Here is a 15,834-nt window from a genome sequence, read left to right as displayed (position 1 = left end):
CCAACCTGCAACAGAGCGCAGCTTCGAGCGGCATGATCCGGATACGGGCCGCCAGCAAAGTTGACGCAACGAAAACAGCCGGTAACGAAAATGGAAACGAAATCGAACGCACTGTCCTGGCTTCTCAGGATCAGCATCGCGGCAACGGTCATCGGCGGCGTCGGCACGGTTGTCGGCAACCCGCTGACAAGCCTCGGCGCGATGACGTCTGGCGAGATTTCGACACTGCATGCCGCACTGTTTTTCGCCACGGTCTGGATTGTTTCCAGCCTGCGCATCGCTCGGCTCAAGGCCCTCTGGCGGGTCGGTCTTAGGCTGACGAGAATGCGCGGCCCCTCCGGCAACTTGCTGCCGAGAGGACCGAAGGCCCGCGCCGCGACGGGGGGCTCCTGAGCGGCGCGGGCTCTTCGGGAGTATCCTGAAGAGCCCTGCAACACACATTTGGGGAACTGGTACGATGAAAACGAAATTTGCCGCTTCGGTGCTTTCCGCACTGCTTTACGCGCAGGGCCTGCTCGGCTTTGCCGGCGTTGTCACCGTGCTGCTCAGGGACCGCGCCCATGCGAGCGAACTCACCATGGGCAATGACATGCCATCGGGGCCATCGCTGCTGGTGGTGCGCTGAGCGTCGGGGGCATCGGATCCAAGTGGAGAATCCGATGCTCAACCGAAGAGATGGCCTCAGCGCCCGTTCGTCAGTCGGCGAATTGCTGCGGCGGATCGAACCGATAGCCGGCGCCGCGTATTGTGGTGATGGTGTCGGTGTCGAGCTTGCGGCGCAGCCGCACGATGCGCGAATCGATCGAGCGATCGAAGGCGTCGGCGTTTTCGGCCGGTGCCGCGGCTATGATGTCGTCACGTGTCAGCACTTTGCGCGGACTGGCCAGGAACAGCCTGAGCAGCGCCACCTGACCGGGCGAAAGCTGTTCTTCCGTCCCGGAGCGATGCATGACCATGGCCGATCTCAGATCAACGGTCGCGTTCTCCAGCACGATCAGCTCCTGGGTGCCCCTGCCGCGCCGCGACAGCAGGCCGCCGACACGGGCGGCGAGTTCTCTGACATTGAGCGGGCTCTCGACGACGTCGGCCGCGCCAAGCTCGAGCGCCAGCACCTTGTCAACGAGATCGGCCGGCCGGCAGATCAGGATGAAATCCGGCCCGCCCTCGCCGCCATGGCGCCTGAGCAGGTCCCGCCCGTCCGCCTGGCTGACGCTGTCGCCGACGACGACGACGTCGATGCCCTTTCCCGACAGCAGCGATTCGGCCTCCCATGGCTGCCGCGCCTGGCGCACATCGTGGCCCCGCCGATCGAGATGGTCGGCGAGTTCGGTCGCGACCACTTCGGCGACGGAAACGAGCGCAATGACGGATCGTGCGGCCATATTTTCCAACCGTTCCCTGACAACCGGATATGAGTGCTGGACATCATGTTTATACCCAATCTACTTTCCACTGAAAGTGGGAGCGAAAGCATCGTGCGGGCAAGAATTGTCATCGTCGAGGATGAGCCCGACCTGAGGGACGCGGTCGCCGAGTATCTGGGTGCCGCCGGCTATGACGTGGTCACCGCCGAAAGTGCCGCCGCCGCGCGCAGCCTCGTTGAAACGCAGTCGTTCCATCTCGCCATCCTCGACATCGCCATGCCGGGCGAGGATGGCCTCTCGCTCGGCCGCTGGCTGCGGTCGCGGCTGCCGATCGGCATCATCTATGCGACCGCCGCGGGCACCGCGCTCGACCGCATCGTCGGGCTGGAACTCGGCGCCGACGACTACATCGTCAAGCCCTACGAATTGCGCGAGGTGCTGGCGAGGGTCCGCAGCGTGTTGCGCCGGGTCCCTCAGCCGCAGGAGCCGCAGGGCAAGAAGGCCTCGACGGATCGCCGCTCCGTTGCCTTCGGCCCTTTCCAGGCCGATCTCGACGGCAGGCTGGTCACCGGCGTCAATGGCGCGGTGATCGACATGGCCAAGAGCGAATTCGATGTGCTGGAGGTTTTCCTGACCCGCGCCAACCGGCTGCTGACCCGCGCCGCGATCTCCGAGGCGATCGGCTTCACCGAAGACCCGGAATCGTCGCGCGCGGTCGACATTCGCATCATGCGGCTGCGCAAGAAGATCGAGACGGACCCGGCCAATCCGAAATTCCTGCGCACGGTGCGCGGCGAAGGCTATATCTTCTCGCTGCCGACCGGCGACGGCAACTGAGCACCGAGGCCAGAGGGTTCGGTTTGCGGCCGTTGCTCGTCGATCGAAATTGGCACGACTCTGGAATGACGGCAGAAGATGACCGCTGAAGCAGCAAGCACGGATATGCAGGGGCTCAGGCAGGGCGCGGCGATGGCGGCCGTGCGTGTCGTTCGCCGGCTGCGCGAGGCTGGCGACTGGCAGCGCGAGATGGAAGGCATATTGGAGACGCTGTGCCGTGCCATGGAATGCCAGCGCGGCATCCTGTTCCGCTTGCGCGAACTGCCCGGACAGGGCTTCGCGCAGTCTGTCGCGGCCTACTGGATCGACCCCGACTTCGGTGGAGAACTGGCATCCCCTACCGTCATCATGCAGTCGGTCGTCAATTCGGACCCATTGCTGGAGCGGGTGGCCGAGGATGAACGGCAAGGCAAGATCTTCGCCGGGCATACGCGCAACCTCGAAGGATTCCTGAGAACCGATTTCGAAAAGCAGAACATCAAGTCGTTCCTGTCGGTGTCGGTCTTCGCGCACGGCCATCTTTGGGGCACGCTGGCGGTCAATGACTGCGTCGACGAGCGCGAGTGGACCGACGAGGAAGAAGCGACGCTGCACATCATCGCGCTCGCTATCGGCGACGCTATCGAGCGATCGCCCTCCGACGCCCATGCCAGCGAGGTCATCCGCCGCACCATGTTGCAGGCCTCGCTCGATGCCATCATCGTCATCGACGAGACCGGCTCGATCATCGAGTTCAACCCGGCCGCCGAGAAGATGTTCGGCTTCCTGCGTAGCGACATCCTCGGCAAGGACCTGCTCGACACCGTCGTGCCGGAATACTACCGCAAGGGCTATTCGTCGGGGGCCGAATACATGTCCGGCCGCGGCGCTCCGATGGTCGGCCAGCGGCTTGAGACGGTGACCCAGAACGCCGCCGGCGAGGTGTTCCCGATCGAGCTGACGGCAACCGAGATGCGGGTCGCCGACCGCCGCCTGATCTTCGGCTCGATCCGCGACCTGCGCGACAAACTGCGCGCCGAGGAGGAGATCGGTCGCCAGCGCGAGAAGCTGCACCAGAACGAGAAGATGGCGGCGATGGGTTCGTTGCTGGCCGGCGTCTCGCACGAACTCAACAACCCGCTGGCCGTGGTGGTGGCGCAATCGACGCTGCTCCACGAATTCGCCTCCGATCCGCAGACCAAGGTGCGTGCCGAGAAAGTGCGCGCCGCCGCCGAGCGCTGCGGCCGCATCGTCAAGAGCTTCCTGTCGATGGTCCGTCTTCATCCCGCGGCACAGGCCGAGACCGATCTCAACCAGGTGATCCGCGCAGCCCTCGAGGTGACCGCCTACGGCGCGCGATCAAGCGGCATCATCATCGACACCGATTTCGCCGCCGGCCCGCTGTTGGTCATGGCCGATGCCGACCATGTGACCCAAGTGGCGGCCAACTTCCTCATCAACAGCCAGCATGCATTGGCCGGCGTCGCCGGCGACCGGCTGATCAAGGTGCGGACGTTCCGCAGCGACCGTGCCAACCCCTGCTTCTCGGTCGAGGACAACGGCCCCGGCGTGCCTGAAGCGATCCGCGGCCGCATCTTCGAATCCTATTTCACCACCAAGCCGGTCGGTGTCGGCACCGGCATCGGCCTGTCGATCTCAAAATCGATCATCGAGCGGCACAATGGCAATGTCTGGTTCGAGGAAGTCGTGCCGAGGGGCGCGCGTTTCGTCGTCCAGCTGCCGCCCATCGCGGCCGGCGTCGCCAGCGCCGGCGAGAACCAGCCGCGCTCGAGCGGCTTGCGCCATGCCTTGATCATCGATGACGAGCCGGATGTCGCCGGCTCGCTCTCCGACATTCTCGAATTGATGGGCATCAAGTCGCGGATCGTTCCTGTCTGGGAATCGGGCACCGCCACCTTGAGCGGCCACATGCCGCCCGACATCGTCTTTTCGGACCTGCGCATGCCAGGCATCAGCGGCATATCGATCTATCGCGAGCTGCTTGCCGAAAAGCCTGATCTGGCACGACGTTTCGTGCTGGTCACCGGCGACCTGATCGGCGCGAAAGCCGAAATCGAGGCCTTGCCCGTGCAACAGCGGCCGCAGATCCTGGAGAAGCCGTTCAGCACGCTGGACGTACGCAGCGTGCTGTCCGCCATTGCCGAACAGGCTGCATTGAAAGGATAAAAAAAGAGGCCCCCGGCCGACGTCGCGGCGGGGAGCCAAAGAAGAGCGCGCTGGAGGCAGCGCTCGGGGAGGTCGGAGCTTGATCCCAAGATGGGAACCGGTTTCGGGATCAGGCTTCGACAAAAATCAGAAAACGTTCGGCGTGCCGGTCAACGGTGCGGCATTGGCGATCATCCGGATCGCGCGGGTCTTGTGCGCTCCGGACTGCATGGCGATGGCGCGCAGGCAATCGATGCTCTCGGCACCCCAGGCCTGGCCCTTGCAGGCGAGGTCGATCGCCGGCACCGGCAGACGCGCGGTCTTGGTCGTCGTCTGCGCGCCGTCAACGACGTTGGCTGGCGGATTCAACGAGGCGAAGGCCGGCCCGATTGTTGGCGTGAACGCCATGCCGATGAACGCACAGGCGGCCAGCATAATGAACATCGCCATGGGGTGGTCGCTGGCGCGCTGGCGCAGCGCCAGTTTCGGACGGCGGTCATTGCGCTCTGGAGCCTGGAAGCGGCACTCACCGCGGGTGGTCTGGATTTTCGCAAACATCGTCTTCCCCTTCGCTGAGTTTCTTTTTGGCGATGAAACGAACTTAGCTGAGCTGTGTAACAGCGCGAAGGTGACGCAAGACTGGCAATGTAACGGGTTCTGAAACAGTGTTTCGGGCAGAATCGGGCAAAAGCGGTCACTCAGTTCGCATATCTTCTCGAAGGATGATCCTTCGCCCGGATCCGACGTTGATTGCCGTGGTCAACGCGCCGCCGGAACGCAGTCAAAGCCAGCGAGCGGCAAGGCCTTTTTTGCCCCTGCAAGGCGCTTTGTCCTCCGCTCCGTTTGCTTCGCGAGTTCGTGTCGGGACAGCGCCTTTGAAACCATGACTAACACCCGGATTCTTCGGGATTTTCCGGACCGACAGCCGCGCGGATTTTGGCTCCAGACGACACGCAGATTCCATCCTGAAAGTCGTTGAATTTTCACAAGTCATTGCATTTCAATGAAAAATATGTTTCTATTGAATGAGTATTCAACAAAAAGAAGAGACGTTTATGAACCCGCACCTCCGTGACGTGGCGATCCCCAACGATTGGGACCGGCGGGGACTACCGGGCTGGAGTTACCATTCCGATGCCCTTCTCGAGCTCGAGAAGGAGCTCGTCTTTCGCAACCATTGGCAGATCGTCGGACATGTCTCGGACATACCGAATGCCGGCGATTACCTGACCATGGACGTGGTTGGCGAACGCGCTTTGATCGTGCGCGGCAAGGATGGCGCCGTGCGCGGCTTCAACAACATGTGCCGCCACCGCGGCAGCCGCGTCGTCGCCGACAGCCAGGGCAATTGCAAGAATGCGCTGGTGTGCCCGTTCCATGGCTGGGTCTACAATCTGGACGGCTCGCTGCGCGGTGCTGCACGCCCGCGCTCGTTCCCCGATCTCGACAAGACCGAATTCGGCTTGATGCCGCTCGATCTGGAGGTCTGGATGGGCTTTATCTTCATCCGCTTCCGCAATGGCGGGCCGCAGCCTTCAGTGGCTGAGCTGATGAAGCCGATCGAGCCCGAGTTCGCGCATTACAACGCCGCAGACATGGTGCCCTCCTGGGGCATCTGGACCCAGAAGACCCCGGTCAACTGGAAGTCGGTGCGCGATGTCGACAATGAGGGCTATCACGTTGCCATGGCGCATCCCGCCCTGCAGGATCTCTACGGCGCCACCTATTTCGACGAGCCCTTCATCAACGGCGTGTCGCGCTCCTTTGCCACCTACAACCCGCATGCCGGCCGCCGCTGGAGCGTCAGGAACTACGTCAAGATCGCGCCCGAGCCGGCGCATCTGCCCGACTATCTGAAGAAGGCCTGGGTCTATTACGGCATCTTCCCCAATGCGGTCATTTCGGTGATGCCGGAATCGGTGCAGTTCTACCAGGAGTTCCCCCTGTCGACCGGGCAGACCCTGCTGCGCGGCGCCATCTATCGCTACCGCGACGAGAGCCGCGAGCAGGCCGCCGCCCGCTATCTCTCCTTCCGCATCGATCGCGATACGATGTCGGAGGACGTCCAGCTTTCGGTGTGGTCAAACGAATCCATGCTGTCCGAAGCCTTCGAGGGTTTTTATCTCTCGGACCTCGAATATGGCGTGCGTACGCATCACGACCATCTGCGCAAGATGCTGCCGGTGCTTGGCCTGGAGACCGCACCCGACGAGAAGGATATGTGGAATCTGAACGACGCGCTCAGGTCGCGATCGTAGCCTTCTGTTTTGCAACGCCCAGCAATTGGCGAAACCATCGATGAGAGTGCCCCTCTCCCCCGTCACTATACGGGGAGAGGATGCCGGCAGGCAGGTGAGGGGCAGCACCAGGCTTGTGAGGTAACTACACAGGCAGGGCATCGGGTGCAGCCAGTCGCCAATGCGAGCGCCGCCCCTAATCCTGCCGGCACCTTCTCCCCGTGGAACGGGGAGAAGGGACTATCCCCGCCACACCCCTTCCTTCCTCAAATCATCCATCGTGCGCGAAATGCCCTCGCGCAAGATGCCGACCATGTCGTCGATCTGCTCGCGCGTGATAACCAGCGGCGGCGACATCACGCACATGTTGATCAGCGGCCGGACCAGCAGGCCAAGCTCGTGGCAATGTGCGTCGATGCGCTTGCCGACATCCTTGTCGAGCTGCAGCGGATCCTTGCTCTCGCGGTCCGCGACGCATTCGACGCAGCCCATCAGCCCCAGGCCACGCACCTCGCCGACCAGCGGCAGCTCTTCCAGCGTCTTCAGCTGCGCCTGGAAATAGGGCGCGACGTCCTGTGCATGGGCAAGCACACCCTCTTCCAGCAGGTCGAGGTTCTTCAGCGCCACGGCGCAGCCGACGGGGTGACTGGTGTAGGTCAGGCCGTGGCCGAACATCGCGTCGGGGTGATTCGAGCGCCGCAACTCTTCCAGCAACCGCTCCGAGATGATGACGCCGCCAAGCGGGAAATAGCCCGAGGTGACGCCCTTGGCGAAGGTGATCATGTCGGGATCGATGCCGAACACGTCGCCGGAGGCAAAGACATGGCCAAGCCGGCCGAAGGCCGTCACCACCTCGTCAGAGACATAGAGGATGTCGTTGTCGCGGCAGATCTCGCGGATACGCTTTAAGTAGCCGTCGGGCGGCACGACGACGCCGCCGGATGCCTGCACCGGCTCGCCGACGAAAGCGCCGATCCTGTCGGCGCCGACGCGGGCGACCGTGTCACGAAACTGATCGACCAGGAAATCGGTGAAGGCGGCAAGGCTCATACCGTGCGGGCGGCGGAACGGATCGGGCGAAGACAGCTTGATCACCAGTTCGTCGGCGCCGTCCATCCAGTCGCGGTCGCGCGGACGGCCGTTGAGCGAGGCCGACAGATAGGTCGAGCCGTGATAGGCGCCGCCCCGGCTCAGGATCAGCTTCTTTTCCGGCCGGCCGCGCACATTGTTGTAGAATTGCATGAAGCGCAGCGCCGTCTCGACGGCCGAAGAGCCGCCTGTGGTGTAGAAGACGTGGCTGAGATCGCCTGGCGCATGGCCGGCGATGCGCAGGGCGAGTTCCGCCGACGGCGCGTTCATCGTGTACCACGGCGTGTTGTAGGACAGCGCCATCGCCTGGTCGTACATCACCTTGGCGAGTTCCTCGCGACGGTGGCCGACATTGACGCACCACATGCCGGCAGGCCCGTCGATCAGCCGCTTGCCGGCGCTGTCGGTGATGTAGATGCCGTCGCCTTCGCCGATCAACGCGCGCGCTTCGGCACCGACAGAGCCGGCGAACGGCCATGGCTGGATGAGATGGCGCTTGGCCAGCTCGACGGCATCGTCAACACCGATATCAGCCGGTTCCGTCGTTCTCAGATCTCTCGCAGCAGCCACAATCGCCTCCACATCATCCAATCGAATTTCTCAGGCATGAAACTCAGCGTCAAATGCCGGAAATGCCAGCTTTCTTCACTCAATTTTGAATGTCCGTTCAATCAATATCGCAGAAATAGCGCTTGATTTCAATCCGCGGATGCGCGCATGATGAAAGAAAGCCGGCAAGGAGAACAAGGAACCGGCGCCAGCACAATGGGAGCCGCATGGCGGGACAGTCCAGGCCAGCAACCGACATCACACCCGGAGTCCTGCAATGACGGCGGCGGCGGAAGGGTCGCCCCCGTTGCGGATGACGCGGGCCAGACGAAATGCCCTTCTGCAATCCGAACCCGTCCAGGGCCTTGCCCTGATCAGCCCGACCTTCATCTACGCGCTTGTCCTACTCGTCCTGCCGATCCTGGTTGTCATTGCCCACTCCTTCTGGACGCAGAACTACCTCACCATCGACCGCACCTTCACGCTGGAGAACTACCGCGTCGCGCTGACCGAGCCGATCTACCGCGACCTGTTGTGGCGCTCGCTCTACATCTCGCTGACGGTCAGTCTGTTCACGGTCATCCTGGCCTATCCGATCGCCTACTTCATTTCCTTCCATGGCGGCCGCCACAAGAGCCTGTGGCTGTTCCTCATCACCATCCCGTTCTGGACCAGCTATCTGTTGCGCGTCATGTCGTGGAAGGTCATCCTCGGCTACAACGGCGTCTTGAATTCCGGCCTGATGGGCCTTGGCATCATCGACGAGCCATCGACTGCGCTGCTCTACAATTCGACCGCCGTCATCATCACGCTCACCCATGCCTGGGCGGCCTTCGCCATCCTGCCGATCTTTGTCTCGCTGGAAAAGGTCGACCGCACGCTGGTCGAAGCCGCCACCGATCTCGGCGACGGCCCGCTGCGCTCGTTCCTGCGCGTGACCTTGCCGCTGTCGGCGCCGGGCGTGATTTCTGCGGCGCTGATCGTCATGATCCCGACCGTCGGCGACTATGTCACACCGAAACTCGTCGGCGGCAAGGACGGCGTCATGATCGCCAACGCCATCCAGGCGCAGTTCGGCAAGGCTTCCAACTGGCCACTCGGTGCTGCCCTGTCCGTCACCACCATGCTGATCGTGACGCTGATGGCGGGCGCCACGGTGCTCATCATCCGCGCCCTGCAGAGGCTGGCGCGATGACGGCGGTGCGGCGCTTCCTGTCAGGCGGTTGGCTGCCGGCCTACGCGTTCCTCTACGTCGTGTTTCTCTACCTACCGGTCATCTTCCTGCCGATCTTCTCGATCAACACGGCGGCGACGCCGAAATTTCCGCTCTCCGGCTTCACCTTGCACTGGTACGAGGATCTGCCCCGCACCCCGGCTTTGCTCGACGCCGCCTGGAACAGTCTGATCGTTGGGGTGTCGGCCGCGATCCTCTCCACCGTGCTCGGCATCCTCGCCGCCCGTTCGATCACCCGCTACCGCTATCCCGGCCGCCGCACCATCAACGGCCTGATCATGGCACCACTGGTGCTGCCCGAAGTGATCGTCGCCATCTCGATGCTGCTGGTGATGCTGCAGCTTGGCTTGAGCCTGTCGCTGTTCACCGTCGTGCTCGGCCATGTCCTGGTCTGCATCCCCTATTCGATGACGGTGCTGACCTCCGGCTTCGAAGGCTTCGACCGCAGTCTGGAAGAGGCTTCCGCCGATCTCGGCGAGAGTGCCTTCGGCACGTTCCGCCGGGTGACGCTGCCGATGGTGGCGCCAGCGATCATCTCCAGCCTGCTGGTCTGCTTCACCATCTCGCTGGACGAGTTCATCATCGCCTTCTTCCTCACCGGCACCGATGCGACGCTGCCGATCTACATCTGGGGCCAGCTGCGCTTCGCTGCGAAGCTGCCCGGCGTGCTGGCGCTGGGCACGCTGCTGCTGGTTGCCTCCTTCGTGCTGATGACCGTCGCCGAAATCCTGCGTCGCCGCGCGGCCAGACGCACCCAGAACGAGGGAGGCCTCTATGCCTGAGCAGCCGCAAATCGACCTGCCCAAAGTCGAGCCTCCCCAGGAAGACCGGTCCAGGCCGGAACGAGCGATGATCGAAATCCGCAGCGTCACTCGCAGCTATGGCGCGTTCAAGGCGCTCGACGACGCCTCCTTGACCATCATGGAGGGCGAATTCTTCTCGCTGCTCGGTCCGTCCGGGTGCGGCAAGACCACGCTGTTGCGCATGATCGCCGGCTTCGACAATCCGACCAGCGGCTCGATCTCGGTCGGCGGCCAGCCGATGGAAGGCATCCCGGCCAACCGCCGGCCGACCAACATGGTCTTCCAGAGCTATGCGATCTTCCCGCATCTCAATGTCGAGCAGAATGTCGCCTATGGGCTGAAGCGGCTGAAGCTGCAGGGCGTCGAAGAAAAGCGTCGGGTCGAGGAAGCGCTGGCGCAGGTGTCGCTGACCGGCCTCGGCAAGCGCCTGGCGACAGAACTTTCCGGTGGTCAGCGGCAGCGCGTCGCGCTCGCCCGTGCTCTGGTGATGCGCCCCAAGGTGCTGCTGCTCGACGAACCGCTGTCGGCGCTCGACAAGAAACTACGCGAGCAGATGCAGGTCGAACTGCGCCGCCTGCAACAGGCGGTCGGCATCACCTTCGTGCTGGTCACCCACGACCAGTATGAAGCGCTCGCCATGTCCGACCGCATCGCGGTGATGTTTGGTGGAAAAATAGCGCAGGTCGCCTCACCGAAGGAAATCTACCAACGGCCAGTCAACAGGCAGGTTGCCGACTTCCTCGGCGGCATGAATTTCGTCAAGGCGCAAATTGTCGAGGAGAATGGCGCCTCGCTGGTTGTCGACACGCTGGGCTTTGGCCGCGTCAAGACCGACAAGCCCAAGGCCTTCGTCCGCAATGGTGGCACAGCCACGCTCGGCATCCGGCCGGAGCGCCTGCGCGTGCTGTGGGACAATGCGACGGCGAAGTTTGAGGTCGCCGGCAAGGTGGTCGAACGCCACTATTTCGGCGAGATCACCCATCTGATCGTTGAGATACCGGGACTGGAAAAGCCGCTGTCGGTGACCGAGACCAACGATTTCGGCGCCGATGACATCCCGGTCGGCACCTCGATCCGCCTTGCCTACGATCCCGAGGCGCTGGTGGCTATGGCCGACTAGAGCAATTCCAGGAAAAGTGTGAAACGGTTTTCCCGGGAAAAGCGCGTAGCGCTTTTCCTAGGGAATTGCGTCAAAACAAGGGGAGCATGATCCCGAAAGTGGGAACCGGTTTTCTCGGACCAGCGGAAACCGTTTGTCCAGAGATCAGGCTCAGCCAAGAATTTGAAGCTCGGCCATGATCTTGCGCGCTGCGATGCGTCCGGCGACGATGGCGCCTTCGACATAGCCTGGAAATGACGGCGACAGTTCTGAACTGGCGAAATGCACCGGTGGCGCGCCGGTGAGAAGCGTATGCTCGGCGTCGGTCGCCGTCGCATCGATGATGAGATCGCCGTAGGCGCCGCCGCTCCAGCGATCATCCGTCCAGTCGCGAAAGCTGAAATCGGCCATGTCTGCCGATTCCGGACCAAGCGCTTCCGTCAGCCTCGCCGTCACCTCGGCGCGCAATCCAGCATCGCCGAGTCCGCGCCAGCGCAAGGCGAGCGGCCCGCCGACGAAGACGACCAGCGCCGCGTGATCGTCGTCCTTGCCGACATCACAGGCAAAGAGCCCCGGCAGGTCGCGCCACATCACCATGCCGCTCAGGCCGCGGTCGCGCCAGAAGGCGGTGGGATAGCGCACCAGCACCTTGATCACCGCGCCGCTTTGCCAGACCGCCAGGGATCTTTGCAGGCCAGCCTGCAACGGCGGCGTAAAATCCAGTTTCGCGGCCAGCGTCGGCGGCACGGCGATCAACACCGTCCGTGCCTCGACGGTGCCCGCCGCCGATGCGAGACGAACCCTTCCCGGCCCATGGTCGATCGCCATGACCGCTGCACTCAACCGCAGCCGGTCGCCGAGATCGCGGGCTAGTTCGTCGGCCAGCGAATGCATGGTTTCGCGCACGAAATACTGCAGCTCCGTCACCTCATTGGTGATGCGCCGGTCATTGTCGATCAGGTGCCACAACGGCAGCTTTTCCAGGGCCTGACACCACAGGCCCTGGATCATCGAACGGAACACCGCCTTGGCGTCAGCAGGATCATTCTGGCCATCGAGCCATGTGGCGACGGTCAGGCCGGCAATCGCCGGATCGTCAGGCGCGATCGCATTCATGCGGTCGCGGATCACCATCGAGCCGGCATAGGCGCGTTCCCCCTCCCGGGCGGACATCGCCGGTTGGGCGACGAAGTCGCCATCGAGATAGGTCTCAACCAGCGTCTTGCCGCGCGCCTCAACCATGGCCATCAGTTCCGGCATGTCCTCGCACAGGAACTGGCCGCCGCTGTCGATGCGCTCGCCAAGCCCGTTCTGTCTGGACTCGACGCGCCCGCCGACTCGGTCGCGCGCCTCGAGCAGCAGAAAGTCGATGCCGGCGGCCTTCAGCTCAAGCGCTGCCGACAGGCCAGTGAAGCCGGCGCCGACGATGACGACGTGGGTCCTTTCCGGTTCGCTCGTCAATAGCCGGCCTTGATCTTCTCGAACTCGGCCACCATGCGCTGCTTGAGCGCCGGCGCCACCGGCTGCTGGAACAGCGTCTTGTCGAGGAACGCGTCGAGATCGTCGAAGCCGCGGTCGGCCAGCACCTTGTGGTCGATAGCCGCCATGCCGGCGCCATTGCCATGGCCATAGCCGAAGGTCTTGACTATGTAGTCCGACACCGCGGGTGCGTTGACGGCATTGAGGAAATTATAGGCTTCATCGAGCTTGCCCGGCGCATCCTTCATCAGCACATAGCCGCACACCCAGGTCGAAATGCCTTCCTTGGTGTCGCGGTTCATGGCGATCGGCATGCCTTGACCCTTGAGCGTCACGAAGGTCTCGTTCCAACCCCAGACGAGGTCGACCTCATTGCCGACAAAGGCCTGGTTGAGGTCGGTGTCGTCGGTCCAGTAGAAGCGGATGTTCTTGTGCACGTCGCGCAGGAACGCGGACGCCTCCTGGAACTGTGCGTCGGTCATCTTGGTCCAGTCCTTGAGGCCTATGACCAGACTTGCCAGCGCATAGGCGTCGTCGACATTGTCGCCGATGGTGACGCGGCCCTTGAACTTCGGATCGGCGAAGATCCTGAGCGACTGTGCCTGATCAGCCGTCACCTTGTCGGAGCGGTAGAGCAGCGAGGTGTTGCCCCAGTCGAACGGCATGAACCAGGCCTTGCCGTCGGCGGTGGTGGCGAGATCCCTCATCGCCATGATGCCGGGATTGAGGTCTTTCCAGCCGGCGATCCTGGAGGTGTCGAGCGGCTGCAGCATGCCGGCCTCGCGCCACTTGACCACGCTTTGCGAGCAGGGGTGGGCGATATCGGCCTTGAAGCCCGCGCGCATCTTCTCGAAGGCTTCGTCCTCGTCGCCAAAGAAAGCGAAGGTCGGCTCGGCGCCGTATTTGGCGGCGTAGGCGGGGTGCAGCAGAGGATCCTCATAACCCGACCAGTCGAACACCACGAGGTCGCCACCGCCTTCCGCCCACGCATAGACCGCGCCGGCGCCGATCAAACACGCGGCGGCGAGGGCAAGGCTGCGTAGCACTGACTTCATGGCGCGAAACTCCCCCATCGCGAAAAAGATCGCTGCGAGGTTAGGAGAATTCGGCGGCCTTGGCGAGCCCGTCCGCTCGCCATGTCGGCGGGCGGACGACACTCCAAACGGGTTCAATAACCGGCTTTGATCTTCTCGAATTCGGCAATCATCTTGAGCTTGAGGTCCGACGGCACCGGCGACTGGAACAGCGTCTTGTCGACGAATTTCTGCACGTCGTCATAGCCCTTGTCCTTCAGGATCGCCTGGTCGACGCCGGCCATGCCCTTGGCGTTGGCCTGGCCGTATCCCCAGTCCTTGACCAGCACCTTGGCGGTCTCCGGATCGTTGACCGCGTTCAGATAGTCATAGGCCTTGTCGATATTGCCGGGCGCGTCCTTGAACAGCACGTAGCCGCAGACCCAGGTCGAGATGCCTTCGTCGGTGTCTTTCTTGGCCCTGATCGGCACGCCGGCCGCCACCGACTGCACGGTTGCATCGTTCCACGCCCAGGCGAGATCGACCTCGCCGCCGCTCAGCAACTGCACGACGTCGGTGGTGTCGGTCCAGTAGGAGCGCACGTTCTTGTGCACCTGGCGCAGGAAATCCGATGCCTGCTTGAACTGGTCGTCGGTCATCTTGGTCCAGTCCCTCAGCCCGATGGCCAGACTGGCAAGCGCGTAGGCGTCGTCGACATTGTCGCCGATCGACACCCGGCCCTTGAACTTGGGATCGGCAAAGGCCTTCAGCGACTGCACGTCCTTGGCGTCGATCTTGGAGGAATTGTAGGTCACCTGCGTGTTGCCCCAGTCCCAGGGCATGAACCAGGCCTTGCCGTCCGATGTCGTGGCAAGATCCTTCATCGCCATGATCCCGGGATTGAGGTCTTTCCAGCCTGTGATCTTGGACGTGTCGAGCGGCTGCAGCAGGCCGGCTTCGCGCCATTTGATCACGCTTTGCGAGCAGGGATGACCGAGATCGGCCTTGAAGCCCGAGCGGACCTTCTCGAACGCCTCGTCCTCGTCGCCGAAGAAGGCGAAGGTCGGCGAGTCGCCGTTCTTCTCGACATATTTCGGATGGAAGCTCGGGTCTTCGTAGCCGGACCAGTCGAACACGATCAGGTCCTTGTCGGCCGCGATCGCCAATGCGGCGGCGGACGCCGCCAGCGTTCCAGCCAGTGCCAGGGTCAATGTCAAGCGTCGAGTGAATGTCTTCATTGCTGTTCCATCCTCTGTCTTGTTCTGATTTTCTTATGGTTTCGTCGCACCGCTGGCCTTCCCCGGATAGTGTTTGGGGAATGCCGCCGACAGGAATTCATTGGCCGCTTGCAAGGCAGTCTCGCGGGTGGTGTCCTCGGTCCCCATCATCAACCGCAGCCACAACCCCTCCAGCATGGCACTGAGCGCCAGCGCCATGACCTGCGGCTCATAGGCGTAGTCGCCGCTCTGCTTGAGCGTCGCGCACAGGTCGATGAAGATGGTCTGATAGAGGGCGTCGCGGGCGCTGCTCAGCGCCTGATAGGTCGGCCGTGACTTGGCCTCGCCCCAGAAGGCGCACCAGGCGGCGAGCTTGCGCTTGTTGCAGATCGAGCGGTCGAAATCGGCCGCGACTAGGGCCTGGAGCTGGCGGGCGGGATCATCCCCTGCCTTCTGCAGGGCATTGCGCCAATGCGCGGAGTACTCGTCATACATGTACTGCAAGGTCGCAATGAGCAGCTTTTCCTTGCTCTCGAAATGGAAATTGACGATGCCGCGCGACAGCCCCGCACCGTCGGCGACATCGGCCATCGTCGTCTCCGAATAGCCGCGCTTGGCGAGTGAATCGATCGTCGCTTCGATGAGCTGAAGCTGCCTGACCTCCTTCGAGGCCTTGCGGCCGCGCTTCTCGGATTCGGTTTTCCGCGCCGGTTCAAGAACGGGGTCCCTGGCCTCTGCCGTCTTCATGGGTGTGATGGTCTCCAGCAT

The 15,834-nt window shown here is 63.0% G+C and carries 15 protein-coding genes; 8 read left to right on the top strand and 7 right to left on the bottom strand.

What is annotated here, in order from left to right:
* Positions 1–90: 90 nt before the first annotated feature.
* Positions 91–393, top strand: a complete 303-nt coding sequence (locus AC1D10_RS05745) for a hypothetical protein (protein WP_477269477.1) — start codon at positions 91–93, stop codon at positions 391–393.
* A gap of 64 nt (positions 394–457) precedes the next feature.
* On the top strand, positions 458–625 hold the full coding sequence (locus tag AC1D10_RS05740; RefSeq protein ID WP_379105302.1) for a hypothetical protein: 168 nt from the start codon (positions 458–460) through the stop codon (positions 623–625).
* A 70-nt stretch (positions 626–695) separates the two neighbouring features.
* On the opposite strand, the gene AC1D10_RS05735 is transcribed toward AC1D10_RS05740, so the two are convergent.
* A complete protein-coding gene (locus AC1D10_RS05735) occupies positions 696–1,382 on the bottom strand; it encodes a winged helix-turn-helix domain-containing protein (protein WP_477269475.1) in 687 nt (228 codons plus the stop codon).
* 45 nt (positions 1,383–1,427) lie between these two features.
* Between AC1D10_RS05735 and AC1D10_RS05730 the strand changes: the two genes are divergently transcribed.
* Positions 1,428–2,201 (top strand): response regulator, encoded by a 774-nt coding sequence (locus AC1D10_RS05730; RefSeq protein ID WP_379105299.1) that lies wholly within the window; start codon positions 1,428–1,430, stop codon positions 2,199–2,201.
* Between the two features lie 78 nt (positions 2,202–2,279).
* Complete coding sequence (locus AC1D10_RS05725; RefSeq protein ID WP_477269472.1) at positions 2,280–4,367, top strand: GAF domain-containing sensor histidine kinase; 2,088 nt, start codon at positions 2,280–2,282, stop codon at positions 4,365–4,367.
* Between the two features lie 126 nt (positions 4,368–4,493).
* On the opposite strand, the gene AC1D10_RS05720 is transcribed toward AC1D10_RS05725, so the two are convergent.
* The gene (locus AC1D10_RS05720; protein ID WP_477269470.1) at positions 4,494–4,904 is read right to left on the bottom strand and encodes a hypothetical protein; all 411 of its coding nucleotides are present in this window, start codon (positions 4,902–4,904) and stop codon (positions 4,494–4,496) included.
* Positions 4,905–5,401: 497 nt separating this feature from the next.
* On the opposite strand from AC1D10_RS05720, the gene AC1D10_RS05715 reads away from it, so the two are divergent.
* Positions 5,402–6,604 carry an aromatic ring-hydroxylating oxygenase subunit alpha gene (locus AC1D10_RS05715; protein WP_477269468.1) on the top strand — a complete coding sequence of 401 codons (1,203 nt, stop codon included), beginning with the start codon at positions 5,402–5,404 and terminating at the stop codon, positions 6,602–6,604.
* 219 nt (positions 6,605–6,823) lie between these two features.
* Here AC1D10_RS05715 and AC1D10_RS05710 read toward each other — a convergent pair whose 3' ends face one another.
* Positions 6,824–8,242 carry an aminotransferase gene (locus AC1D10_RS05710; RefSeq protein ID WP_477269466.1) on the bottom strand — a complete coding sequence of 473 codons (1,419 nt, stop codon included), beginning with the start codon at positions 8,240–8,242 and terminating at the stop codon, positions 6,824–6,826.
* A 256-nt stretch (positions 8,243–8,498) separates the two neighbouring features.
* Here AC1D10_RS05710 and AC1D10_RS05705 point away from each other — a divergent pair, with 256 nt between their 5' ends.
* The 3 genes from AC1D10_RS05705 (at position 8,499) to AC1D10_RS05695 (ending at position 11,378) form a co-directional block, all read left to right on the top strand.
* Entirely contained in the window at positions 8,499–9,416 is a 918-nt protein-coding gene (locus tag AC1D10_RS05705; RefSeq protein ID WP_477269464.1) for an ABC transporter permease, read from the top strand.
* A complete protein-coding gene (locus tag AC1D10_RS05700; RefSeq protein WP_477269462.1) occupies positions 9,413–10,237 on the top strand; it encodes an ABC transporter permease in 825 nt (274 codons plus the stop codon). Before AC1D10_RS05705 ends, AC1D10_RS05700 begins: the two co-directional genes overlap by 4 nt.
* A 67-nt stretch (positions 10,238–10,304) precedes the next feature.
* A complete protein-coding gene (locus tag AC1D10_RS05695; protein WP_477269860.1) occupies positions 10,305–11,378 on the top strand; it encodes an ABC transporter ATP-binding protein in 1,074 nt (357 codons plus the stop codon).
* A gap of 150 nt (positions 11,379–11,528) precedes the next feature.
* Here the strand turns inward: AC1D10_RS05695 and AC1D10_RS05690 are convergent, their stop codons facing one another.
* From AC1D10_RS05690 to betI, 4 genes are all read right to left on the bottom strand, one after another.
* A complete protein-coding gene (locus tag AC1D10_RS05690) occupies positions 11,529–12,818 on the bottom strand; it encodes a flavin monoamine oxidase family protein (protein ID WP_477269460.1) in 1,290 nt (429 codons plus the stop codon).
* On the bottom strand, positions 12,815–13,891 hold the full coding sequence (locus AC1D10_RS05685) for an extracellular solute-binding protein (RefSeq protein WP_477269458.1): 1,077 nt from the start codon (positions 13,889–13,891) through the stop codon (positions 12,815–12,817). The genes AC1D10_RS05690 and AC1D10_RS05685 overlap by 4 nt, the downstream gene beginning before the upstream one ends.
* A 113-nt stretch (positions 13,892–14,004) precedes the next feature.
* Entirely contained in the window at positions 14,005–15,087 is a 1,083-nt protein-coding gene (locus AC1D10_RS05680; RefSeq protein ID WP_477269456.1) for an ABC transporter substrate-binding protein, read from the bottom strand.
* 33 nt (positions 15,088–15,120) lie between these two features.
* On the bottom strand, positions 15,121–15,834 hold the full coding sequence (betI, locus tag AC1D10_RS05675) for a transcriptional regulator BetI (RefSeq protein WP_477269454.1): 714 nt from the start codon (positions 15,832–15,834) through the stop codon (positions 15,121–15,123).

Source organism: Mesorhizobium sp. P2_A8 (assembly GCF_056404935.1).
This window is presented reverse-complemented; position numbering and strand designations above follow the sequence as displayed.